The sequence below is a fragment of the Streptomyces sp. NBC_01264 genome (assembly GCF_026340675.1).
Lineage (GTDB): Bacteria > Actinomycetota > Actinomycetes > Streptomycetales > Streptomycetaceae > Streptomyces.
The window spans coordinates 616,648-640,396 of the sequence record NZ_JAPEOX010000002.1 but is presented as its reverse complement, the minus strand read 5'-3'; the positions used below and the strand labels follow the sequence as shown (position 1 = coordinate 640,396).

General features: G+C 73.9%; 16 protein-coding genes and 1 pseudogene. 11 read left to right on the top strand and 6 right to left on the bottom strand.

The features are described 5' to 3' along the window. Nucleotides 1-165 precede the first annotated feature (165 nt). Nucleotides 166-945 carry a VOC family protein gene (locus tag OG435_RS35815; protein WP_266883425.1) on the top strand — a complete coding sequence of 260 codons (780 nt, stop codon included), beginning with the start codon at nt 166-168 and terminating at the stop codon, nt 943-945. Between the two features lie 21 nt (nt 946-966). On the opposite strand, the gene OG435_RS35810 is transcribed toward OG435_RS35815, so the two are convergent. From OG435_RS35810 to OG435_RS35800, 3 genes are all read right to left on the bottom strand, one after another. Continuing rightward, nucleotides 967-1,551 (bottom strand): TMEM165/GDT1 family protein, encoded by a 585-nt coding sequence (locus OG435_RS35810; protein WP_266883423.1) that lies wholly within the window; start codon nt 1,549-1,551, stop codon nt 967-969. Between the two features lie 322 nt (nt 1,552-1,873). Further along, on the bottom strand, nt 1,874-3,091 hold the full coding sequence (locus OG435_RS35805; protein WP_266883421.1) for a cytochrome P450: 1,218 nt from the start codon (nt 3,089-3,091) through the stop codon (nt 1,874-1,876). Nucleotides 3,092-3,193: 102 nt separating this feature from the next. After that, a complete protein-coding gene (locus OG435_RS35800) occupies nt 3,194-3,856 on the bottom strand; it encodes a TetR/AcrR family transcriptional regulator (RefSeq protein ID WP_266883419.1) in 663 nt (220 codons plus the stop codon). Between the two features lie 182 nt (nt 3,857-4,038). Here OG435_RS35800 and OG435_RS35795 point away from each other — a divergent pair, with 182 nt between their 5' ends. Next, nucleotides 4,039-6,195, top strand: coding sequence for an FUSC family protein (locus OG435_RS35795; RefSeq protein WP_266883417.1), 2,157 nt, complete (start codon nt 4,039-4,041; stop codon nt 6,193-6,195). A 90-nt stretch (nt 6,196-6,285) separates the two neighbouring features. After that, nucleotides 6,286-6,741 carry an SRPBCC family protein gene (locus tag OG435_RS35790; protein ID WP_266883415.1) on the top strand — a complete coding sequence of 152 codons (456 nt, stop codon included), beginning with the start codon at nt 6,286-6,288 and terminating at the stop codon, nt 6,739-6,741. A gap of 64 nt (nt 6,742-6,805) precedes the next feature. Here OG435_RS35790 and OG435_RS35785 read toward each other — a convergent pair whose 3' ends face one another. Continuing rightward, entirely contained in the window at nt 6,806-8,425 is a 1,620-nt protein-coding gene (locus OG435_RS35785; protein WP_266883413.1) for an alpha/beta hydrolase, read from the bottom strand. A gap of 323 nt (nt 8,426-8,748) precedes the next feature. On the opposite strand from OG435_RS35785, the gene OG435_RS35780 reads away from it, so the two are divergent. Then, the gene (locus OG435_RS35780; RefSeq protein ID WP_266883411.1) at nt 8,749-9,540 is read left to right on the top strand and encodes a DUF4142 domain-containing protein; all 792 of its coding nucleotides are present in this window, start codon (nt 8,749-8,751) and stop codon (nt 9,538-9,540) included. A 9-nt stretch (nt 9,541-9,549) separates the two neighbouring features. Continuing rightward, complete coding sequence (locus tag OG435_RS35775; protein WP_266883409.1) at nt 9,550-10,944, top strand: DUF1996 domain-containing protein; 1,395 nt, start codon at nt 9,550-9,552, stop codon at nt 10,942-10,944. 75 nt (nt 10,945-11,019) lie between these two features. On the opposite strand, the gene OG435_RS35770 is transcribed toward OG435_RS35775, so the two are convergent. Then, nucleotides 11,020-12,306, bottom strand: a complete 1,287-nt coding sequence (locus tag OG435_RS35770) for a PucR family transcriptional regulator (protein ID WP_266883407.1) — start codon at nt 12,304-12,306, stop codon at nt 11,020-11,022. A 548-nt stretch (nt 12,307-12,854) separates the two neighbouring features. Between OG435_RS35770 and OG435_RS35765 the strand changes: the two genes are divergently transcribed. The 6 genes and pseudogenes from OG435_RS35765 to OG435_RS35740 all read left to right on the top strand — a co-directional run bounded on the left by OG435_RS35765 (nt 12,855) and on the right by OG435_RS35740 (nt 20,207). After that, complete coding sequence (locus OG435_RS35765) at nt 12,855-13,856, top strand: hypothetical protein (RefSeq protein WP_266883405.1); 1,002 nt, start codon at nt 12,855-12,857, stop codon at nt 13,854-13,856. Next, nucleotides 13,853-15,304 carry an NADH-quinone oxidoreductase subunit NuoF family protein gene (locus tag OG435_RS35760; protein ID WP_266883403.1) on the top strand — a complete coding sequence of 484 codons (1,452 nt, stop codon included), beginning with the start codon at nt 13,853-13,855 and terminating at the stop codon, nt 15,302-15,304. The genes OG435_RS35765 and OG435_RS35760 overlap by 4 nt, the downstream gene beginning before the upstream one ends. Before the next feature lie 114 nt (nt 15,305-15,418). Continuing rightward, a complete protein-coding gene (locus tag OG435_RS35755; protein ID WP_266883401.1) occupies nt 15,419-16,447 on the top strand; it encodes an SCO0930 family lipoprotein in 1,029 nt (342 codons plus the stop codon). A gap of 6 nt (nt 16,448-16,453) precedes the next feature. Then, on the top strand, nt 16,454-16,930 hold the full coding sequence (locus OG435_RS35750; protein ID WP_266883399.1) for a hypothetical protein: 477 nt from the start codon (nt 16,454-16,456) through the stop codon (nt 16,928-16,930). 242 nt (nt 16,931-17,172) lie between these two features. Then, nucleotides 17,173-18,692, top strand: a pseudogene (locus OG435_RS35745) (aldehyde dehydrogenase family protein). 171 nt (nt 18,693-18,863) lie between these two features. Further along, a complete protein-coding gene (locus OG435_RS35740) occupies nt 18,864-20,207 on the top strand; it encodes a radical SAM protein (protein ID WP_266883397.1) in 1,344 nt (447 codons plus the stop codon). Nucleotides 20,208-20,229: 22 nt separating this feature from the next. Here OG435_RS35740 and OG435_RS35735 read toward each other — a convergent pair whose 3' ends face one another. After that, nucleotides 20,230-23,646, bottom strand: a complete 3,417-nt coding sequence (locus OG435_RS35735) for a molybdopterin-dependent oxidoreductase (protein ID WP_266883395.1) — start codon at nt 23,644-23,646, stop codon at nt 20,230-20,232. Nucleotides 23,647-23,749 lie beyond the last annotated feature (103 nt).

Here is a 23,749-nt window from a genome sequence, read left to right as displayed (position 1 = left end):
ACCGCACGGCCGGCGGGGCGGGGGCGGCGGCCCGGCGGTCGGGTGCGCGCACCGGCCGAATGCGGTGTGCCGGGGGACCGTACGTGTGGCGGTGGGAGGGGAAACCGGGGTGCCGGGCCGCTACGCGGGTACCTCGCATGCGAAACCCCAACGCAGGAGGAACCCGTGCTCGGTACCGACTACCGCCCCGGCTCGCCCAACTGGATCGACCTCGGGAGCCCCGACATCCCCCGGGCCGCGGCCTTCTACCGGGCCGTCTTCGGCTGGGAGTTCCACCTGCTCGGACCCGAGACCGGCGGGTACGGGTTCTTCCAGGCGGACGGGAAGACCGTCGCCGCCGTGGGGCAGTTGGACCCCGGGGCCTCCTCGGCGTGGACCGTGTACTTCCGGACCGACGACGCGGAGGCCACCACCCGCGGCGTCCGCGACGGCGGGGGCGCCGTCCGCGTCGAGCCGATGGACGTCATGGGGGAGGGATGGCTCGCGCAGTGCACCGACCAGCAGGGCGCCGACTTCGCCATCTGGAAGCCGGGCCGGACACCGGGACTGGAGCTGACCTCCGCCGACAACGCGCTGTGCTGGGTCGAATTGCACGTGCCGGACCCGATGGCGGCGCTGGCCTTCTACGGAACCCTCTTCGGGACGCGCTCACGGGAGATGGACGCGCCCGGCATGACCTACCAGGTGCTCAGCACCGCCGACGGGGACCAGGAGGACGCCGCCTTCGGAGGGGTGGCGCCCCTGACGGAGGGCGAGAGCGACGCGCGCTGGGTGCCGTACTTCGCGGTCGCGGACGTGGACGCCGTGGTGAGCACCGCGCGCACCAGCGGCGCCGCGGTGCTCCTGCCGGGCGCGGACGTGCCCGACGTCGGCCGGATTGCCTGGCTGGCGGACCCGAGCGGGGCGGTGTTCGCCCTGCTCGCGGCCGCGCCGCGGGCGGAGTGACCCCGACCCGGACGGTCGGGGTCAGCCGGTGAAGGCTTCGACGAGCGTCCAGACGGCCAGTGCGGCCATGCACAGGGCGCCGAAGCGCTGAACGGTCTTGAGGGGGACCCGCTTGGCGATGAACCGGCCCACGATCAGGGCGAGGGCGGACACCGACATCAGGGCTGCCGCGGAGCCGATGGCGGTGGGCAGCCAGCCGTTGGTGGCGGCGAGGTTGGCGGTGGTGATCTGCGTCAGGTCGCCCCATTCGCCGATGAAGACGGCCATGAACGCGGTGGTGAAGACGGGCCAGAAGCCGGTGACGGCCTTGGCCGCCGAGTCCGCCTCGTCGTCGTCGGCGCCGGAGCGCATCATGACGACGGCGCCGAAGGCGAACAGGGCGGCGGAGGTGAGCTTGACGGCCATGTTCGGCAGCATGCTCAGCAGACTTCCGGCGCCGACCGCGATGGCCACGTGCACGATGAACGCGGTGGAGGTGCCGAACCACACGTACAGCGGACGCATCCGGGTGCCCATGGCCAGTGAGGCGAACATGGTCTTGTCGGGGAGCTCGGCAAGGAAGATCAGACCGAAGGCGGTGAAGATCGCCACGGGGTCGAGAGCCATTCCGGGTGCTGCTTTCTGCTGGAGCCGGGCTCTGATGGCTCGGATCGGCACCCAGCGGGAGGCGACGGGAAGAACCACTCGGCCCGGCACGACGAAGCGGCCCACACGGTGATGTGGGACGGGTCATGCCTTGGCCGAAGGTCTCGTCCGCCCCGCGCCTGAAGCGCGCTGGCCCGGTGGCCGGGACCCGTGGGGGCGTCCAGTATGTCGACCAGCGGTTTTCGGGACTACTCCCCTTCGCTGCAGACAACTGTAACAGCGGCGGCGGGTGCTCCTGCAGGGGGCGAAGGTCCCGGGGGCGCCGGGGGCTGTCGGCCGGTGGCTACCCGAACCGCACCGGGAGGTACTTGATCCCGTTGATGAAGTCCGAGCGCAGGCGGCGGACCTCCCCCGCGAGGGAGACCTCCGGATGGTGGCGCAGGAGCTCCCGGACCAGGGCCTTGATCTGGGTGCGGGCGAGCCCGGCCCCCAGGCAGAAGTGGGGGCCGCCGCCCCCGAAGGTGAGGTGCTCGTTCGGGGCGCGGCGGATGTCGAAGGCGAAGGGGTCGGCGAAGACCTCCTCGTCGCGGTTGGCGGAGGTGTAGTAGGTGACCACCTTCTGTCCCTCGGCCACGGGCCGCCCGTGCAGCACGGTGTCGCGGGTGGCGGTGCGCCGGAAGTTGTGGATCGAGCCGCCCCAGCGCAGGAACTCCTCCGTCGCGGTGGTCCACAGGGCTTCGTCCCCGGGGGCCGCGGCCAGTTCCGCGCGCGCCGCGGGGTGGTCGATCAGGGCGATCAGGGCGCCGGAGAGGAGATTGCGGGTGGTCTCGTTCCCGGCGACGCAGAGCAGGACGAAGAACATGTTGATCTCGTCCGGCGACAGCCGGTCCCCGTCGACCTCGGCGTGCACCAGCGTCGAGAGGATGTCCTCCCGGGGGCGGGCCCGCCGCTCCTCGGCCAGCGCGTCGCAGTAGGCGTAGATCTCGGCGGCCGCGAGGTCGCTGTCGTGCTTGCCGGCCGAGAGCTCGGGGTCCTGGGAGCCGGCCATCCGGTTGCTCCACTCGAAGATCAGCCGTTCGTCCCCCTCGGGTACGCCGACCATCTCGCAGATCGTCTGGATCGGCAGCCAGGCCGCGACCTCCGCGACGAAGTCCATGTCCCGGCCCGGGGTGACCGCGCGCTCCACCAGGGTGACCGCCCGCTCCTGGATCCGGGCCGCGAGCCTCCGTACGACCCGGGGCGTGAAACCCGTGCTGACCAGCGAGCGGTACCGGGAGTGGCGCGGGGCGTCCATGCCCAGCAGGACCAGGCGCAGGGTCTCCAGGGACTCCGGGTTCTGGTCGCGGATCATGAACGAGCCGAGTTCGGTGGACCACAGCTCGGGGTCGCGGCTGACGGCCTTGACGTCGGCGTGGCGGGTGACGGCGTAGAAGCCGGCGTGCGGGCCCGGCACCTCGTGCCAGTGGACCGGGTCCTCCCGGCGCAGCCGGGTGAACTGGGCGTGCGGGACCTCACGGGCCCAGGTGTCCTCAAGGAGGTCTATCTCGCCGGTGGGCGGCACGGGGCGTTCCCTTCGTCGGACGGATCGGGGTGGCACGGGTCGAGGATCGACGGATCGACGGATCGACGGATCGGGGCGGTACGGGGCGGAGTCCCGTACGCGTCAGTGGGCTCCGCCGAGGCCCAGTACGGCGCCGAGGGCCTCGACGACGAGCCCGTCGGGGACGGCGGCCGGTTCGAGGCGGTGCTGCATGGCGAGCCCCAGGAGGAGGCCGAGGACGAGGGCTCCGGTCTCCTCCGGCGTACGGGTCAAGGGGGTGCCGGTCGCCTCGGCCCAGTCGGCCAGTCCCTCGCCGAGCTGGGCACGGATCTCGGTGTACCGCTGCGCGAGGCGGTCTCCGATGAGGGGGCCGCGGGCGGCGTGCAGCCACAGCTCCGTCTCCAGGAGCAGCCAGGAGTCACCGTGCTCGGGGTGCGGGCGGGTGAGGCTGCCCCACATCGCGGAGAAGTGCACGGAGGGGTCGGCCGGGTCCCCGGCCGCGATCTCGGCGGCCAGCTCCTCGCTGGTGCGCTCCTTCCAGACCTCCAGGAGCGCCAGCAGCAGGCCCGCCTTGCCGCCGAAGTGGCTGTAGAGCGCGCCCGTGGTGCGCCCGGCCGCCTCGGCGACGGCTTCGGCGGAGACGGCGTGGAACCCCTTGCGGGCGAAGAGGTCGGCCGCCGCGTCGATGAGGCGCGCGCGGCTCTCGGACTTGCGCTGGGCCTGCGGGGTGCGCTGCGCCTGCGGGGTGCGACGCCGGGGTTGTTCTCGCGTGCGGGACGGTTCCACCGGGCCTCCGGGGGTGGGTCGTATCGGGTGGCCGGGAAGCATCGGGTGCCGAGCCGTGCCGGGTGCCGAGCTGTATCGGGTGCCCGAGTTATATCGGGCCGCCGATATAAGTTGCGCCCTCCCTGATGAAGTGTCAAGGGATTCCGCAGGACCGTACGGGCGCCCGGTGGGACGCTGAGAGGGTGCGCGCCGCCCTGAAGGAGCTCCGTACCGGCACCGGCCCCCTGCCGACGGCCGCCCGGCGGGCCGTCCGGGTCACCCTCGCCGCCGGCCTCGGCTTCTACGCGTTCCTGTACGGGCTGGACCGGCCCGTCGAGGCCACCTACGCGCTCTTCGCCGCCGTCGCGCTGGCCGGACTCTCCCGGATACCGGGCAGCGGAAGGCTCCGGGCCCGGGTGGTCGCCCGCGTGCTCCCCGCCGCCTGCGCGCTGGTGGTCCTGGGCACCTACCTGTCCGTGCGGACCTGGGCGGCCGTGGCGGGCATGCTCGTCATCGGCTTCTGCGTGGCCTTCTCCTCGGCGGCGGGACCCCGCCTGGGGGGCGCCGCGCCGGGGCTCCAATTGCTGTACATCCTGCCCAGCTTCCCGCCGTACGCCCCCGACACCCTGGGGCAGCGCCTGACGGGCACCGTCGTCGGGGTCCTGCTGCTGATCGTCGCCGAGGCCACCGTGCTGCCCGACCCGGCCGTCCCCGGCTACCGTGACCTGGCCGCGGCGGCCGCCTCCGAGGCGGCCCGGTGCGCCGAGGTGCTGGAGCGGCCGCCGCACGCGCTCCCCGCCGCGGATATCGCCCGCGCCGCGGAGCGGTCGCAGGCCCTGCGGCCGTCGCGGGTCGATGAGGCGCACCGGCCCGCGGGGCCCGGCGTACGGGAACGCGCGCTGGCCCACACCGGACTGGCGGCCCGCACCCTGCTGGCCCGGCTCCGGTCCCTGCCCCCGCCGGAGCCGGGCAGCCAGGGCGGAGCGCGGGGCGGGCTGGACCTCGTACAGGCCGTGCGCGAGTCGGCCGCCGGGACCGCCGGGCTGCTCGGGTCGGGGACCCCGCCCGCGACGGACTCCACCCGGCTGCGGGACCTGCAGGTCTCCCTGGCCCGGACCCCCGTGACGGGGCCCGGGCCCGGATTCCGCAACGCCGCCCTGGTCGAGCTGGCGGACGCCGCGCTCGTGCTGCGCGGCGCCGCCGGGATAGCCGTACGGGGGCGTGCGGGGGCCGTGGACGCGGCCGGGCCGGGGGTGGGGTCCGTCGCCGGGCCCGCCGACCGGTTCTGGTACGCCGGGGAGGGGCCGGTGCTGCTCTGGTGGCGTCGGCTGGCCGGGAACTCCGGGCCCCGGTCCGTGCACTTCCAGAACGCCGTCCGGATCGGCGTGGCCCTCGCCTTCGCCCGGGCCGTCGCCGGACTGGACTCGCTGCCGCACGGCTTCTGGGCGATGCTCGCCGTCCTCAGCCTGACCCGCACCAACGCCGAGCAGACCCGGGCCACCGTCCGGCTGGCCCTGATCGGCACCCTGGTGGGCGCGGTCGCCGCCGGCGGGGTCCTCGCGCTGGCCGGGGAGGCGAGCACGGTGTACGCGATCGTGCTGCCGCCGCTGATGCTGTTCGCGTTCTGCGTCGGGCCCGTGCGCGGCGTGGGCTGGGCGCAGGCCATGTTCACCCTGGTGGTGGCCATGGCCTTCGCCCAGCTCGCCCCCACGACGTGGCAGCTGGCCGAGGTCCGGTTCCTGGACGTACTGGTCGGCAGCGCGATCGGGACGGTGTGCGGGCTGCTGGCCTGGCCGCGCGGCGCCCACGACGAACTGGGCCGCGCCGTCGCCGTGTTGCTGCACGCCGCGGCCGACGACGTCCAGGCGGCCACGGCCGCCTTCGGGCGGGCCCGCGCGGTGGAGCCCGACCAGCGGGTGCGGCACGCGCTGGCCCTGGCGGAGAGCGCGTACGCCCAGTACCAGACGGAGGGCCGGCAGCCGGACGCCGCCACGGGCAAGGACTGGCAGGCCGCCATGATGAACGGCCACCACGTCCTCTGGGGCGGCCGCAGACCGCCCGGCGCACCGCCCGGCCCGCGCGAGGAGGCGGTGGTCCGGGAGTACGGGGCCTGGGTGGCGGCCGGCCTGCGCCGTGCGGCGGCGGCCGCCGATCCCGTACACGAGGCCGGGGCCACGGACCCCGGTCCCGCCGGCCCCGCCCCGCGCCGGCCCGGGCCCGAGGATGCGCCGCCGGTGTTCTACACCGCCATGGCCTGGCTGGACGCGCTGGCCGCGGACCTGGAGCTGCTCGACCGGGGGGACGCGGCCGGGCCCGGAGGCGGGCCAGGAGGCGGGCCCGTGGCCTCCGGGCGGGCCTGAGCGCGCGGCGGTGCGCCCGGGGCGAGGCTCTGCGATCGTGGAAGCAGGGGTACCGGCTCCGCCGGCAGGGGCGTGTGGTGAGGAGCGGACATGTCCGGACTGTTCGAGGCGAGCGTCGAGATCGACCGGCCCGTCGCCGAGGTGTTCGCGTACCTCGCGGACGGGCGCAACGACCCGGAGTTCAGCCCGCGCGTCCAGCGGATCACCCGGACGCCCGACGGCCCGACCGCCGTCGGGACGGTCTTCCGCAGCACGGTGAAGGACGCCGGGATGAAGACCGCCAGGGAGTTCCGGATCACCGAACTCGACGCGCCGGTGCGGATCCGCTGGACGGAGCTGAGCCACAACCTGGTGACCGCCGAGGGCGGCTACGCCCTGGCCGAACTCCCCGGCGGGCGGACGAGGTTGCGCGTCTTCAACACCCTGACCGGGCACGGCTTCGGCCGCCTCCTCGTCGGCCTGGCCCTCAGCGCGGCGCGCAAGGACGCCCCCGACTTCGGCCGCCGGATCAAGGCGGCGGCGGAGGCGTCCCCACGGCCGGAGTGAGGACCGGGCCTGGGTGCCCGGACCGGGCCGGGTCACCCGGTCAACCGGTCACCCGGCCACCGGCTCAGAAGCGCCCGGGTCCGGACGGAATCGGCAGCGGCTTCGCCGGCGCACCCTGCCTGTCCGCGCCGGGTGACGGCGTACGGCAGGTGATGTCCCGCGCGGGCAGCCGTCCCGTGGTCAGGTACGCGGTGACCGGCGCGGAGGCGCAGGAGGAGGGGTCGGCCAGGTACACCCCGTGGCCCTCACCGCCCAGGGCCAGCACCATCCGCGAGCCCTTCAACGCCCGGTGCAGGCCCTGGCCGCTCGCCAGCGGGGTCTGCGAGTCCCACTCGTTCTGCACCGTCAGCACACGGGCCGGCGTCTTCATCGGCGTCTCGGCCTCGAGGGGGCGCGGCCAGAACGCGCAAGGCTTGATGTTCGAGGCGAAGTCCCCGTACAGCGGGTACGCGGCCTTGTCACGGACCGCGTCGCGCCGGTAGCGCTCGGGATCGCGCGGCCAGGAGTCGGTGTCCCCGCACACCACGCTCCACAGGACGGCGACCCCGTTGTCGGAGGCGGGCTCGGCCGGCGCCCCGGCTTGGCCGGCGAGCGCCCGCTTCATGCTGAAGTCCGGCCCGGAGGCGCCCGGAGTGACGGCGGGCTTTCCCTCGGCGGCGTCCTTCAGCGCCACCATCAGCGGGGTGACCTGCGCCGGATAGAAGAACAGCGCGCGGGCTCCCCGGATGTCGTCCCCGTTGATCTTCTCCCCCTGGAAGACGATCGGATCCCGGTCGGCACGCGCCACCAGGTCCCAGAAGGTCTTCGACACGGCCGCCGGGCTCTCGCCGAGGTGGTACTCGCCCGAGCGCTGCGCCGCCCACCGCGTCCACCGGGCGAAAGCCGGCTCGGACTCCGTGGCCCAGTTCCGGAACATGTTCCGCCAGATCAGGTCCGGGTCGACGCCGCTGTCGAGCACGAAGCGGTCGGTCCGGCCGGGGAACATCTGCGTGTACACCGAGCCGAGGTACGTACCGTAGGAGTAGCCCAGGTACGAGAGCTTCCGCTCGCCCAGCACGGCCCGGATCGTGTCCATGTCGCGGGCGGTGTTGCGGGTCGTGATGTACGGCAGCACCGAGCCGGCCTTCGCCCGGCACTTCTCGGCGATGGTGCGCGCCCAGGCCACGTCGGAGGGGAAGGACCCGGGGTGGTACGGCCGGTCGATGCCCTGCTCGGCGTCGGTCAGCCCGCAGCTGATGGGACTGCTGGCGCCGACCCCGCGCGGATCGAAGCCGATGAGGTCGTACTGTTCGGCCACCGCCGGGGGGACCACCTCGCCGAAGGCCACCGGCAGATCGAGCCCGCTCCCGCCCGGCCCGCCCGGATTCATCAGGAGGACCCCGTGCCGCTTGGCGGGGTTGGTGCTCCGCACCCGGGATATCGCCAGGTCGAGAGTGCGTCCCGCGGGCCGCCGGTAGTCGAGCGGCACCTTGATGGTGGCGCACTCGAACGAGGCCGGCTGCTCGGCGTCGCACCGGTGCCAGGAGGGCTTCTGCCGCAGGTACGCGGAGTCCGCCTGGACGGTGGCGGTGGTGGTGGTGCCGTCGGTGTCGGCGGCGGAGGCCTGGGCGGCGGCGAGCAGCGGCACGGTACTCGCGAGGAGCCCTGCGGCGGCCAGGAGGGATGCCAGTCGTTTCTTGCGCACGGAGGCCGTTCCTTTCGGGTGGGCGGTGGTCAGCCCCACCCTGGGTCACCCCGCGGTCCGGGCGAATCCACCTGAGGGGCCGCGCCCTCTACTCCTCACGAATGACCGGAAATCCGGACAACTGGCCGACGCGCCGCAGTTTTTGTCCTCGTGTCAGGCTCCGGCGGCGCGGGCGCCGTACGGGGGCCGGGCGCGGCACCGTAGCAGTCTTTCGGGGGTCCGCCCCGTTGTTTGTCCGGTCCGGATGGGCCTTCGGCGCAGGGGCCGGAGCCGGCACTAGCGTCCCTTGGCACCCGGGCCGTCCCGGGAGTCAAGGAGGCACAGTGCTGTCCATTCGTCGGACGAACCTCGGCGGCATGTCGGTCGCTTCGCGGCACGTGATGGGTACGGGCATCGTCATCGGCGCCCTCGCCCTGACCCTGATCGCGCTGCTGATTCCGGTACGGAGCTTCGGCGGCGCCGGCGCCGCGGCCGCCCCGGCCCTCTCGCCGGCCCCCGGCTCCGCCTCCGCTCCGGCGGATGACGACGGCACCGGGGTGATGAACACGGCCTTCGGGCCGCTGACCCCGCAGGACCGCGAGTTCGTGCGCAAGGTCCGACTCGCCGGCCTGTGGGAGCTGCCCGCGGGCCGGCAGGCCCAGGAGCGGGGGACCCGCAGGTCGGTGCGGACGGCCGGCGAGCACCTCGTGGAAGGGCACACCGAACTGGACCGGCGGGTCCTGGAGGTCGGCGAGGCGCTCGGCGTCGAGCTCCCAGACCGGCCGTCCGGGCAGCAGCAGGCCTGGCTCGACCAGCTCGACCGGGCCCAAGGACCCGCGTACGAAGGGCTGTTCGTGCAGCTGCTGCGGCGGGCCCACGGGAAGGTCTTCACGCTCGTCGCTCAAGTGCGGGCGCAGACCCGCAACTCGGTGGTCCGCGAGCTCGCCACGGACGCCAACACCACCGTCCTGGACCACATCGCGGTTCTCGAAGCGAGCGGCCTGGTCGATTTCGAAGGCCTCGCGGACAGCGCGCCGACGGCCGCCCCTCCCGGGGCCGCCCGTCCCGCCGCCCCCTCTCCCGCCGGTCTCTCTCCCACGGACCCCTCTCCCACGGACACCCGACCGAGGAAGTGAAGTGATCACATGCGCGACAACGACTCCACGCAAGACCCGGCGCGCCGGGACGGGGCAGGACACAAACGCAGGACGCGCCCCCTGTACAAGGCGCTGGCCACCGCCTCCGCACTGATCCTGGGCGGCGGCGGGGTCGTGATCGCGAGCCAGGCCGCCTCCGCGGGCCAGGACTCGGCGCGCCGGGCGCCGGTGACGGCCACCATCGACTGCCCCGACGTGGGCGAGCGGCTGCGCGAGGTCCCCGACCAGGCGCGCGGCGAGGTGGACCGGGAACTCGCCGGGCTCGACACCCAGATCGCCGAGGCCTACCAGCGGCTCGCCACCGGCAAGGCTCCGGCGGACGCGCTGCTCGGCGAGCTGAAGGAGCGCCGCGGCACCTCGATCGGCCGGGTCTCCGAGGCGATCGGGCGGAACACCACCCGCCCCGAAGGGCTGGCGGAGCTGAGCACCTGCACGATGCGGGAGGCGCCGGCCGCCGAGGAGGACACCGCCCGGGGCGGCGCGGGCGACGTCGCCCTGAAGGGCGGCCCGGCCCGCTCCGACTTCGTCCCCATCGGCTCGGTCAAGCCGAACGTGCGGCGCCCGGCCCCCAAGTCCGGTGCCTCCAAGGGCTCCCTCTCGGTGCAGTGCGGCCGCAACGAGGAGCGCCACCTTAACCCCGACAACGTGATCGTCGCCCCCGGGGTGAGCAACGGCGCCCACCACATGCACGATTACGTCGGCAACAGGACCACGGACGCCTTCTCCACGAACAACAGCCTCGCCGCCTCGGGGACCACCTGCACCAACGGTGACCTCTCCACCTACTACTGGCCGGTGCTGAGGCTGCGCGACGGAAAGGCCGAGCAGGACGCGGGAGCCCCCGGCGGCGGCCAGGACGCCAACGTGGGCACGATCCTGCGACCGAAGCAGGTGACCATCGAATTCCGGGGGAGCCCCGTCTCCCGCGTCACCGCCATGCCCCGCTTCCTGCGGATCATCACGGGCGACGCGAAGGCCTTCACCAACGGCCCGGCCAACGCCAACGCCTCGTGGAGCTGCACCGGATTCGAGAACCGGCAGCTGAAGGACAAGTACCCGATCTGTCCCAAGGGGACGGACGTGGTGCGGACCTTCGCCTTCCAGAGCTGCTGGGACGGAAAGAACACCGACAGCGCCAACCACCGCACGCACGTGGCCTTCGCCGGACGTGACGGATCCTGCCCGGCGGGCTTCAAGGCCGTGCCGCAACTGGTGCAGCGGATCGTCTACGCGACTGCGCCCGGAGCACGCTTCGCGGTGGACAGCTTCCCCGAGCAGCTCCACAAACCGGTGACCGACCACGGCGACTTCATCAACGTCATGCCGGACGAGCTGATGGCCCGCGCGGTGCGGTGCGTCAACGGCGGACGCACCTGCCGCTGACCACGCGGAGAGGCGGTGCCGGCCGGGAGAACGCTCCCGGCCGGCACCGCCTCGTACGTCCGCTCCCGTCCCGCGCTACAGGCCGTTCACGCGGGCGATGCGGTCATCGCCCGGATTCGGGCGGAAATCGGCGGCCACCAGGCGCGCCCGGCGGCCGCCCCGGACCGGGCGCAGCCGGACCTGGGCCATCAACCGGCGGCTGCGCAGCGCGAGTTCCAGTTCGAAGCGAGTGCGCGGATCCCGCAGGCCGGGCCCGAAGAGCTTCTCCAGCTGGCGCATCCGGTAGCGGACCGTCTGCGGGTGCACGCTCAGAGCCTTGGCCGCCTCGGGTGCCCCGCCGCCCTCCAGCCAGGCGAGCAGGGTCACTTCGAGCCGCTCGCTCTGACGCGGGGTGAGGTCCGCGAGCGGACGCAGCCAGCGTGCGGCGAGCGCGTGTGCCAGCGGCTCGTCCTGGAGCAGCAGTAGGGTCGAGAGGTGGTCGTCCACGAAGACCGTCCGGGCGTCCGGGCCGGTCCGGGCCTGCGCCGGGACCAGCGCGAGCAGGCGTACCGCCCAGCGCAGGGAGGAAGCGGTGTCGCCGGGGGCCACCGGGTGGCCGACCACGGCCAGCCGGCCGCGCAGCGCGGCGTCCAGGGCGGTGCGGGCCTCCGGGTCGGCGGTGGGGACGAGCAAGCAGGGCTGGCCCGCGACCATCCCGCCGAGGCAGTCGTCGAGGAGGGCCGCGAGCTGCTGGGTCTCGCCGGGCGAGGCCAGGGCGACGGCCCGTACGGCGACGGGGAGCGGCCACCCGGCCGGGCCGGCCAGCTCGGCGAGGGCCGGTTCGCGGTGCGGGGCGTCAGCCGTGAGCAGGGCGAAGATCTCGCGCCGGGCGTGCTCGCGGACCGATCCGAACCGCTGTAAGGGGACGGCTTGGAGCGGTGGCGACTCGCCGCTCCGGAAGACGGTGTGCGGGTGTGCGTGGGCGTGCGGGTGGGGCCGGGCGTGCTCGGCCTCGAAGTCGGCGGCCGTCGTATTGACGGGTCCGGGGCCGGACCGGGGTGGGGTGTGGTGGTCCGAAGGCTCCTGAGCGTGAGCCGTGCCGGCCCCTTCGGCTCCGCCGCTCACGGCGGCCCCGCCGGCCCCGTCGGTCGCCGTGCACCCGCCGCCGGCTCCCTCGCGGTAGCCGAGGACGGTGAGCAGGGCCCCTTCCATCCTCCGTCTGACCACCTCGTCGCCGATGTCCTCGACGAGCGCCGAGAATCCGGGGACGGTCTCCCGCAGTTCGTCCACCATCCCCGCCGCCACCGAGGGCAGTTCCTTGCGCAGGACCCGGGTCCACTCGCCGCGTGGGCGGGACCAGATGCGGTTCAGAAGTTCGCACATTGTTACCTCGTTCAAGCCGGGGTATGGCCTGCACCGTGGGACGGTGGCAAGCCCGCAGTCCCGCGGCATCGGCTCGATCGCCGTCGGGGAGGTGCGGCGGCGGATCAGGCGTCAACCCCGTCGCAACCGCACCACTGGAAGGGAATCTTCCGGGGATGTTCGATGCGATGGCTGTGCGAGGGCCAGAAATTATCACGTTTCGATAAATCTCGTGGACGGCTTGCATACCTCCACGATGCTTCTGCACTCCGGCCCCCGCTCCCGGCCGGCCCGGTGGGCCAGGTGCCCATCTCCCGCCCGCCGAGGAGCGGTTACGACGTCGACCCCCGGGCGCCGAGCGCGAGGTGGAAGTGCTCGGGTCCGGACGTATGGGAGACCACATGCCCCTGCTCCAGCCCCGCCTGTCCGGTCGCTCGCACCGGGCCCGCCGCACGAGAGGCCGCACCCGGCGCCACGCCGGAGCGCCCTCCGCGACTCCGTCCGGAACTCCGTCCGCCGTGCCGTCCGGCCCGGTTCAGGTATCCGCGGCGCAGTCCCCGACGGCATCGATGCCGGCCACACCGGGCGCCTCCGGCCGGCGGGCGCTGCGGCGTCCGCCGCTGCTGTCCGCCGCCGGGGGACCGCACCCCGCGGCCCTGGGTGCGGCGGCCCTCGCGGCCGCGGCCGCCCTGCTCGTCGCGGCCCGCGCGGGCGCACTGACCCGGCTGTGGGACTTCCTCGACTACGGGGCCGGTGTGCTCTCGCTGGTCTGCCTCACCGGCGCCGTGCTGTGGGGCCTGGCGGCCACCGACCGCAGACTGCTCGCCTCCGGGCACCGGCTCGTCGCCCAGGCCGTGCACCGGGGCCTGGCCGTCGCCGGACTCGGCTTCCTCCTGCTGCACGTGTGGATCAAGGTCGGGCGGTCCCGGACCGACGCCGCCGCCGTGGTCCTGCCCTTCGCGGACGGTCAGCGGCCCCTCCTCATCGGCCTCGGCAGCCTGGCCGGATACGGGTTCGTCGCCGTGGCCGTCTCCGGCGCCGTCCGCGGCGCCTTCGCCACCCGGGGGCGGTCGCTGTGGTGGCGGGCCCTGCACATGGGCGCGTACCCCGCCTGGGGTGCCTCGCTCGTCCACGGGCTCAAGTCCGGTCGCCCCGCGAGTGGTTGGGTGACGGCGGGGTACGTCCTGTGCCTGCTCGCCGTCGCCGCACTGCTGGCGCTGCGGCTGCGCGCGAAGCTCCGTACGCTCGCCGCCGCGGGACCGCGCACGAGGCCCGGTACGCCGCTCCGCGCGGACCCCGTACGGCCTTCCGGCGGGCCGGCCGCACCGGTGGCGCCGGCGCAGGCCCCGCCGCACGTGCCGTCCGTACCCTCCCGGGCGCCCGGGCAGGCGCCCCCGCACCGGCCGGCCCCCTTCGTGCACAGGCCGGCCGAATGGGCGGCGGAGCTGCTGACCGCGCGCCTGACCCGGCAGCCGGGCACCACGGTGTTCCCCGGCCGCCCGGGACGGGCCGCGGAGCCCACCGGCGGGCCGTCTGCCGAGCCGCTCGACGGCGTGCGGAGCGGACGATGAGCGATTCCGCGACGCGGCCCGCGCTCGGCTGCGTCGGAGGGCCGCGCCTGCTGGCCGGACTCGACACCTCCGAGCGACTCGACCGGGCAGGCCATCTGGGCGTGCACGGCGCCCTGCCCCGGTATCCCTCCGAAGGGCTCGTCGAGCTCGCCGAGGGCATCGCCCTCGGCGGACGCGGGGGAGCGGGCTTCCCCTTCGCCCGCAAACTCCGGGCCGTGATCCGGTCCGCCCGGGGCCAGGACGGGCGCACCGCCGTGGTCGTCAACGGAACGGAAGGCGAGCCGAGTTGCCTCAAGGACGCCGCCCTGCTCCTCTACGTTCCGCACCTCGTGCTCGACGGCGCGCTGGTGGCCGCCGCCGCGCTCGGCGCCGAGGACGTGGTCGTCGGTGTCACCCGCCCGGACGTGGAGCGCTCGCTCGTCGAGGCCGTCGCCGAACGGGGCCCGGCCGGGCGGCGGGTGCGCGTCGTCAGGCTCCCCGAACGGTTCGTCACGGGTGAAGGCAGCGCCCTCGTGAACGGCCTGGACGGCGGACCCGCCCTGCCCTCCGGGCACCGGACGCGCACCAGCGAACGGGGCCTCGGCGGCCTGCCCACCCTGCTGTCCAACGCGGAGACGTACGCCCAACTCGCCGTTGCCGCCCGCCTCGGCGCGCCCGAGTACGGCACGGCCGGCCTGCCCGACGAGCCCGGCACGACCCTGCTGACCGTCGCCGGGAGGACCGTCGTCGAGGTACCGCTGGGCACGTCCCTGGCGTACGTACTGGACCTGTGCGGCACGCTGCCCGGACAGGGCGTGCTGATCGGCGGCTTCCACGGGCGCTGGCTGGACCCGGGGGCGGCGCGCGAGGCGCTGATCTCGCGGAAGTCCCTGGCGGCGTACGACGCGGTGCTGGGCGCGGGCGCGGTGCTGCCGCTGCCCGAAGAGACGTGCCCGGCGGGCGAGGTGGCCCGGGTCGCGCGCTGGCTGGCGAAGGAGTCGGCGGGCCAGTGCGGCCCGTGCGTACGGGGACTGCCCTCGCTCGCCGACGCCGTGGAACGGCTCGTGGCGGGCGGGGGAGGGGCGGCCCTCGACGCGGTACAGGCCCGGATGCGCGGGGTGCGCGGCCGGGGAGCCTGCTCCCACCCGGACGGCACGTCCTCGTTCGTGGCCTCCGCGCTGGCGGTCTTCCCCGACGAGTTCCGCGACCACGCGCTCGGCAGCGGCTGCGGACGCCGCGTCCTGGGCGCCCTGCCGCTGCCCGCGGACGAGAGCCCCGAACGGCTCGTCGTGGACTGGACGTTGTGCAAGGGCCACGGCCTGTGCGTGGACCTGCTGCCCGATGTCGTGCGGCTCGACGAGGACGGCTATCCGGCACGCGGAGTGATGCCCGTCCCAGGTCCCCTGCGGCCGAAAGCATTGCGCGCGGTGCGGCGTTGCCCGGCGCTCGCGCTCCGCATCCAGGAATGAGTTCACGCTTTGGCGTGATCTGATAAATTCCCGCGCCTTTGAATGCGCAGGCTCCCGTAGCCCTTATGAATGTCCCGACGGAATTGCTCCGGATGGAAACCGAAGGAGAGAACCATGGGCAACAGGAGCCGGGCGACCGCGGCCGCCGCGGGATCGGTGCTGACCGTAATTCTGCTCGCGTCGGGATGCGGTAGCGGTGACGACGGCGCCCGTACGGTGACGGTCCGGCCGGCGGGAGCGGAACGGGCGGTGGGCCATGGCCCCGGAGACGCCGAGGGTAAGGCTGAGGGCGAGGGCTACGGCGAGGAGTACGGCGCGGGGCAGGAAACGGATGCGGAGGAGGATGCGGACCTGACTCCGGCCGGGAAGCTGTCGGTCCGGGAGATCCCCGGAATCGGCAGTGTGGCCACGGACGCGGCCGGGTCCACGCTCTACCGGTTCGACAAGGACACCGCCCAGCCGCCCCGCTCGAACTGCGAGGGCGCCTGCGCCACCCTCTGGCCCGCGGTACCGGCGGACGGGGCGCAGGCCCCGGCCGGCACGGACGCGGGGCTGCTCGGCTCGGTCGACCGGCCCGACGGCACCCGTCAGCTCACGCTCGCGGGATGGCCCGTCTACCGGTACGCGAAGGACACCCGGCCGGGTGAGGCGAAGGGCGAGGGCGTCGGCGGCACCTGGCACGTGCTGGCTCCGGACGGCAAGAAGGCCGTGGATGCCGGAAAGGCCGCGGACGACGGAAAGGCCGCAGATGCCGGCGAGGCTGCAGAGGCCGGAAAGGAATCCGCGCAGCTCTCCGTCACGGATGACGCGAAACTCGGAAAACTGATGGTGGACGGCCAGGGACGCACCCTCTACCGGTTCGGAAAGGACAGCGCCTGGCCGATGAAATTCGGCTGCCTCGACGCCTGCCTGAACACGTGGAAACCCGCCGCACCCGTGGAACGGGAAAAGGCCGTCGGAATTCCCACCGGTCTGGTCGGATCCGTGGAACGCCCTGACGGAACCCGCCAATTGACGATCGACTGCTGGCCGGTCTACCTCTACACGGGAGACACCGCGCCGGGCCAGACCAACGGACACGGCCTCCAGGGCCTCTGGTTCGCGGTGGACGACGCGGGTGAGAAGATCCCGGCGAAGGGCTGAACGGCCGTGACCGACAAGCGAGTCGGGGCGCTCCGGGCGCCCCGCACGATCGCCCTGCTCGCCGCTCTCCTCTGCGCCGGCTGCACGGCCGGCGCGGGCGGCACGGGCGGGGGCCGAGCAGCGCCCCCGCTCCCCGCCCCCGAGCCGCTGGACCGGATCGCCGCCGCCGTGGGTTGCAGCCCCGAGGTGACGGTCGATGCGCAGGAGCTCCGCGAGGGCGCCTGCGCGGTGGGCGCGCAGGCCTTCCGGCTCGCCACCTTCAGTACGGCGCAGGGCCGTGCCGCCTGGCTGTCGGAGTCGCGGCAGTACGGTGGCACGTACCTCGTCGGCGAGCGCTGGATCATCACGGCGCCCTCGGCGGACGCCCTGGCCCCGGCCCGGGCCCGCCTCGGCGGGACCCTGGACTCGGCCCCCGTGCACACCCACGGCGCCGGGGCTCATCCCTCGGCGACCTTGACCACACCGGTCCCGGCGCCCTCGTAGAGGGTGCCGTCCGCGGTCGCCGTCGCCCGGGGCGGGCCGTGGGGCGTGACGCGCCGCCGACGCCCGAGAACACGGATGCTGCGCGGAAGGTACGTACGGTCGGAGCACTCGTCCACGCCCGCCACCCGCACGTCACCGCAGCACCCCGTCCCGCCCCGCCCCGCGCGCCCGGCCGCCCCCGCGTCCGGAGCCGTACGCGCGAGCCACCCCCGCCCCGCCCGTCCTTGAGCGGAGACTCACAGATGGCACAGCCCACCCCCCTCGCCCTCAAGCCCGGCACGGCCTGGTCCGATGCCTGGCGGCGCGCCCTCGCCGCGGCCCCGGAGGCCTTCCGCGAGGACGGCGTCCTGAACCTCTGGGCCGGCGCCTGGCAGAGCGACGGCCACGCCCTGCCCGCCACCAGTCCCGTGGACAGCAGTCCGATCGCGGGCCCGCCCCGGCTCGACGCGGGCACCGCGACCAAGGCGGTACGGGCCTCCCTCGACCAGCACCGCGCCTGGCGGCAGGTTCCGCCGGCGGAGCGCCGGGCCCGGGTCACCGCTGCCCTCGACGCCCTCACCGAGCATCGCGATCTGCTCGCCCTGCTCCTGGTGTGGGAGATCGGCAAGCCCTGGCGGCTCGCGTGCGCGGACGTGGACCGGGCCATCGAGGGCGTGCGCTGGTACGTGGACCACATCGACGCCATGTCGGTGGGCCGGACCCCGCTCGACGGCCCGGTGTCCAACATCGCCAGCTGGAACTACCCCATGTCCGTCCTGGTCCACGCGATGCTGGTGCAGGCCCTCGCGGGCAACGCCGTCATCGCCAAGACCCCCACCGACGGGGGCCTGGCCTGCCTCACCCTCGCCTGCGCGCTCATCCACCGCGAGAACGTCCCGGTGACCCTGGTCAGCGGCAGCGGCGGCGAACTCTCCGAGGCGCTCGTCCGCTCCCCGGAGATCGGCTGCGTCTCCTTCGTCGGCGGCCGCGACACCGGGGCCCGCATCGCCACCTCCCTCACCGACCTCGGCAAGCGCCACGTCCTCGAACAGGAGGGCCTCAACACCTGGGGGGGGTCTGTGAGCACACCGACTGGACCGCCCTGGGCGCCGCCGTCCCGAAACTCTTCGACTACGGCAAGCAGCGCTGCACCGCCTACCCGCGCTTCGTCGTCCAGCGCACCGCCTTCCCCGACTTCCTCGCCGCCTACCTCCCGGCCGTCTCCGCCGTCCGCACCGGACACCCGCTCGCCGTCGCGCACCCGGACGACCCGTTGCCCGAGCTCGATTTCGGCCCCCTCATCAACGCCGCCGAGGCCGTGGACCACGGCGCCGTCCCCCTCTTCCGCGGCACGCTGGACCCGGCCCGCTTCCTGCCCGGCCAGGACACCTCCGCCTACCTGGCCCCGCTGACCCTCCTCAGCCCGCCGGCCTCCTCGCCCCTCTACCACGCGGAGCCCTTCGGCCCGGTCGACACGATCGTGCTCGTCGACACCGAGGCCGAGCTGCTGGCGGCGATGAACGCCTCCAACGGAGGGCTGGTCGCCACCCTCTCCACCGACGACCCGGCCGTCTTCGACCGCCTCGCACCCCAGATCCGCGCCTTCAAGACCGGCCACGGCAGGCCCCGCTCGCGCGGGGACCGGGAGGAGCTCTTCGGCGGGTTCGGCGCCTCCTGGCGGGGCGCCTTCGTCGGCGGCGAGCTCCTGGTCCGCGCCGTCACCCTCGGACCCGCCGGCGAACGGCTCCCGGGCAACTTCCCGGAGTACCAGCTTATGCCCTGAAGCGGCGCCGAGCGGGTACCGAGGTGGCAGCGCAGGCTCCGAGGTGGCTCCGAGGAGGCGATGCGCCGGGCCCCGCGCGCTCTGATTACAGTGAGATCACCGCCGTGCCGCGCGGAACGCCAAGGGGGCGGGCCGCCGCGGTCCGGCAAGAGCCTGGAATTGGAGCCGCAGATGGAGAGTCCCAGCCGTACCGCGCTGATCGAGGACCTGATGGGGCGCTTCCCGCACGTCCCCCGGGAAGCCGTGATCAAGGAAGACCTCCTGCGGGGCGGCATGGCCTTCGACGAGTCCGCGCTCAGCGGGGGCGCCGACGGGGCCTCGGGCGACGTCAAGCCGAAGTCGTACTTCATCTTCTCCTTCGACCACCGCACCCTCCCGGAGCTCGGCGCCGCCGCGCTGAACCGGCCCCCGGAGGAGATCGTCCTCACCGGTGGCCCGTACGAGCTGCGCCGCACCGTGGTCTCCGTACGGGTCAACCCGGACTCCCCGTACGTGGTGCGCGGCGGGGAGGACGGCACGCTCGGCCTGTACCTGGACGGCGTACGGATCTCGGACGTCGGCCTGCCGCCGATGCCGGAGTACTACCGGCACAAGCTGTCGAACGGCAAGTCCGTGATGGAGGTCGCGCCGACCATCCAGTGGGGCTACCTCATCTACCTGACGGTCTTCCGGGTGTGCCAGTACTTCGGCGCCAAGGAGGAGTGCCAGTTCTGCGACATCAACCACAACTGGCGCCAGCACAAGGCGGCCGGCCGCCCCTACACGGGTGTGAAGCCGGTCGAGGAGATCCTCGAGGCGCTGGAGATCATCGACCGGTACGACACGGCGGGCATCTCCAAGGCCTACACCCTCACGGGCGGCTCGATCACCTCCCAGGTCGGCGGCCGTGACGAGGCCGACTTCTACGGCCAGTACGCCAAGGCCATCGAGGAGCGCTTCCCCGGCCGCTGGACCGGCAAGGTCGTCGCGCAGGCCCTGCCCCGCGACGCCGTGCAGCGCTTCCACGACCACGGCGTCAAGATCTACCACCCCAACTTCGAGGTGTGGGACGAGTACCTGTTCAAGCTCCACTGCCCGGGCAAGGAGCGCTACGTCGGCCGCGACGAATGGCACCGCAGGATCCTGGACTCCACGGAGGTGTTCGGCCCGCGCAACGTGATCCCGAACTTCGTGGCGGGCATCGAGATGGCCGAGCCCTTCGGGTTCACCAAGGTGAGCGAGGCGATCGCGTCGACCCAGGAGGGCCTGCGGTTCTTCATGTCGCACGGAGTCGTCCCGCGCTTCACCACCTGGTGCCCGGAGCCGACGACCCCGCTGGGCAAGGCCAACCCGTTGGGCGCGCCCCTCGAGTACCACGTCCGCCTGCTGGAGACCTACCGCGCGACGCTGGAGGAGTTCGGCCTGAGCTCCCCGCCCGGTTACGGTCCGGCCGGCCCCGGGCGCGCGGTGTTCTCCGTCTCCTCCTTCATGGACAGCCTCGAGGGGCTGGAGGCGAAGGAGGAGAGCGCCTGCTGACGGCTGCGGTTCCCGGTCCGGCTCAGACGTCGAGCACCAGGTCCGAGGTCGGCAGGGACTGACAGGTCAGGACGTCGGTGTCGGGCAGGTCCTCCGAGGGGGTCACCAGGTGCGCCGCCGTGCCCTTGAGCACGCCGCACGCACAGCTCTCGCACTGCCCGACCCGGCAGCCGCTCGGCATCGCGACCCCGGCCGCCTCCCCGAGGGCGAGGAGCGGGCCGTCGTTCTTGCGCCACACGGCGCTGCGTCCGGACCGGGCGAAGGTGACGGTGTACTCGGCGTCGTCGGGCACGGTCACCTCCCGCCGGGCCGGGCGGAACTTCTCGCTGAACACCTCGAAGCGCGGGACACCGCGCGCGACGAGGGCGCCGCTGAGGGCGTCGAGCATGGGCTGGGGTCCGCACATGTAGAAGCGGGCCCGCCGCTCGATGAGCCCGGGGTCGATGTCGTCGGCGGTGATGAACCCGGTGCGGTCGTAGTCGCGGCCGGGGACGTCCTCCGGACCGGGCGCCGCGTAGTGGTCGATGACCGTCAACGCCGGTATACGGGAGGACAGTTCGCGCAGCCGGTCCCGGAAGGGGTGGTCGGCCGCGTTGTTGTTGCCGTAGTGCAGGACGACCTCGGGGACCGTACCGCCGGTGGCGGCGAGGGTTTCGAGGTAGCTGAGGAACGGGGTGATGCCGATGCCGCCCGCGAGCAGCACGACCGGGTTGTCGGTGTGCGTCGGGATGGCGAAGACGCCGCCCGGGCTCGCCAGGTGCAGCCGCTCGCCGACCCGGAGCTCCTCGTGGACCCGCGTGGAGAAGGCTCCGCCGGGGATGTGGCGTACGGCGAGCCCGTAATCGGTGCGCCCGCTCGCGAGGGCGGGGCCGGTGAGGGAGTAGCTGCGGCCGTCGCCCGGGTCCTGGAGGGTGCCGTCCGGGTTCTCGGCGCGCACGGTCAGGTGCTGGCCGGGCCGGTAGTCGGGGAGGGCCCCGCCGTCCTCGGGGGCCAGGCGCAGGGCGCGGATACCGGTGCTCACCTCGGTGAGGGCCGTGACCGTGAAGGGGCGGGTCCCCGTCCAGGTGCCGTCGCTCCGCACGGGGCTGATCCGGCAGGCGGCCGCGCGCATCGGTGCCGAGCCGCTGAGCGGGTCGGTGTCGGTGTGGTCGATGAGCCGGTTGAAGTTGCTGCCCGTGGCGGCGGTGGGGTCGGCGCCCGGGAGGGCGAGGTCGGGGGCGTCCTGCCACCAGCCGTACTCGCCGACGACGACGGAGGGATGCAGCGAGTCGTCGAAGCGGGCGCGCAGCCGGATGGAGCCCAGACGCGTGCCGAGTTCCAGCCACTGGCCCTCGCCGATGCCGTGGGCGGCGGCCGTCCGCGGGTGCAGGTCGACCGAGGGGTCGGTGGCCCGGCGGCGCAGCGAGGTCAGGGACCGCTGCTGGCTGTGCACGAAGTACCCGTGCTTGGCGCAGGTCAGTACGAGCGGATACGCGGCGTCCGTGGGCGCGGGGTCGTGGTGCTCGGGCACCGCCGGGTATCCGTGCTCCAGCAGCCGCTCGGAGTACAGCTCCACGCGCCGGGTGGGCGTGCCGAAGCCGGTGACGGCGTCGCCGCCGCCCTCGTCGCCCGGTACGGGGGCGGCGTACTTGCGGTAGGACTCCTCGCGGGGCACCCGGACGCCGCCGGGGCGCCCGCGCAGCTCCTCGACGGTGAGGCCGAGGGGTTCGAGCTGCCAGTTCCAGGCGGCCTCGATGTCCCCGTCGAAGAACTGCCCGCCCATGCCCAGGCGGCAGGCCAGATCGAAGACGAACTCGGTGTCGCTGCGGGACTCGCCCTGCGGCTCGACCATCCGCGGCCGGAGCTGGACCTGCTCCTGGGCCCGGTGACTGACCTCGAAGCCGAAGCGCAGGGCCTCGTGCTCGTAGGAGCTGTTGACCGGCAGGACGATGTCGGCGCTGCTGCTGGTCGGGTTGTGGAAGAGGTCCAGGTGGACCTGGAAGTCGAGCGTGCCCAGCGCCCGCGCCGTGCGGTCGGAGTCGGGCTGGGCGACGACGAGGTTCGACCCGAAGCCGATGAGGGCGCGGACGGGGTAGGGGCGGCCCGTCTCGATGGCGGTGCACAGGTCGCCGGAGTTGATGTAGCCGAAGGCCGGCGGGCCCAGCGGGTGCTTGTCGAGGCCGAGGGCCTTGGCCCGCTGCTCGGGGGCGAACTGCCCGAAGTTCGCTGCCGGGTTGTAGGGAGGGGCGGGGACCACGTGGTTGCCGCCCGGGGCGTCGTAGGAACCGGTCAGGGCGTACAGGGTGGCCAGGGCCCGCTCGGTCTGGGCGGCGTTCGCGCTCTGCCCCACTCCGGTCCACCCGTAGTACGTGACCGAGGGCGCGGCGGCGATCTCCGCGGCGAGGGCGCGGATCTCCCGCTCGGGGATCCAGGTGGTGGCCGCGACCCGGTCCGGAGTCCAGGCCGCGCAGGCGGCGGCGTACCGCTCGAAGGCGGGCGCGCAGTCGACGACGGAGCCGTCGCGCAGCGCGATCGGGCGGGTGCCGCGCAGCGCGAAGCGCTCGGGGCGGTCGGCGGCGCGCGCGGTGTCGTAGGCCTCGGCCCGGCCGGTCTCCTCGTCGAAGACGGCGAAGCCCGGGAGGTCCGGGGTGGTACCGGGGAGCTCGTCCGCGCGCAGGAAGCGGCCGGTGTCGGCGCGGACGAGGAGGGGACCGTTGGTCCAGGCGCGGACGAAGGCCGCGTCGTAGCCCTCGTCGGCGATGAGCAGGTGGGCCAGGCCCAGGGCGAGCGCGGCGTCGGTGCCGGGCCGGACCCGGAGCCAGTGGTCGGCCCGCAGCGCGCTGGTGGAGCGGCGCGGGTCCACGACGGCGAGCTTGGTGCCGTTCGCCTGGGCGGCGGAGAGGGCGGCGGACTGGGCGAGCCAGGTCTTGGCCGGGTTGAAGCCCCACAGCAGGGCGAGGTCGGCGTTCGCGTAGTCGGGCGGCGGGATCGGCGAGCCGAAGGTGAAGGCGTGCGCGAAGTCCTTGTGCCAGTTGCAGATCTCCGCGCTGTACACCGTGTTCGGGCTGCCGAAGAGGCGTACGAAGCGCTCGATCCACTCGGTGGCGTCCGAGACCATCGTTCCGGAGGGCGTGGCCACCGCGAAGGCCACCGACTCGGGGCCGGTCTCGGCGGCGATCGTGCCGACCTTCTCGGCTATCTCGGTCATCGCCTCGTCCCAGGAGACGGGCACCCAGCCCGGGTCCGGGTCGGACTTGGGGTTGGTCCGGCGCAGCGGGGTGGTCAGCCGCCGGGTGCTGTGCGCGAGCTCGGGGGCGGAGCGGCCCTTGGGGCACATCGCCGTGCCGGTGGGATGGTCGGGGTCCGGTCGCATGCCGGTGAGCCGGCCGTCCTCGATGGTGAAGATCGCGCCGCAGCGCGACTTGCAGAGGGTGCAGAAACCCCTCTTCTCTTCGGACATGGCCGTCTCCTGCCTTGTTGACCTCCTTCCATTGGACAGTCCGTGGCAGGGCGCTCACCAGCGGCGATGGTCTTGACCGGGGACGCGGATGTCCCGGCCGGCC

Bases quoted from the DNA above. Each gene is read 5' to 3' on its own strand.
- OG435_RS35810 (WP_266883423.1), bottom strand. From the start codon at position 1,551: ATGGCTCTCGACCCCGTGGCGATCTTCACCGCCTTCGGTCTGATCTTC.
- OG435_RS35790 (WP_266883415.1), top strand. From the start codon at position 6,286: ATGTCCGGACTGTTCGAGGCGAGCGTCGAGATCGACCGGCCCGTCGCC.
- OG435_RS35775 (WP_266883409.1), top strand. From the start codon at position 9,550: ATGCGCGACAACGACTCCACGCAAGACCCGGCGCGCCGGGACGGGGCA.
- OG435_RS35770 (WP_266883407.1), bottom strand. From the start codon at position 12,306: ATGTGCGAACTTCTGAACCGCATCTGGTCCCGCCCACGCGGCGAGTGG.
- OG435_RS35765 (WP_266883405.1), top strand. From the start codon at position 12,855: ATGCCGGCCACACCGGGCGCCTCCGGCCGGCGGGCGCTGCGGCGTCCG.
- OG435_RS35760 (WP_266883403.1), top strand. From the start codon at position 13,853: ATGAGCGATTCCGCGACGCGGCCCGCGCTCGGCTGCGTCGGAGGGCCG.
- OG435_RS35755 (WP_266883401.1), top strand. From the start codon at position 15,419: ATGGGCAACAGGAGCCGGGCGACCGCGGCCGCCGCGGGATCGGTGCTG.
- OG435_RS35740 (WP_266883397.1), top strand. From the start codon at position 18,864: ATGGAGAGTCCCAGCCGTACCGCGCTGATCGAGGACCTGATGGGGCGC.
- OG435_RS35735 (WP_266883395.1), bottom strand. From the start codon at position 23,646: ATGTCCGAAGAGAAGAGGGGTTTCTGCACCCTCTGCAAGTCGCGCTGC.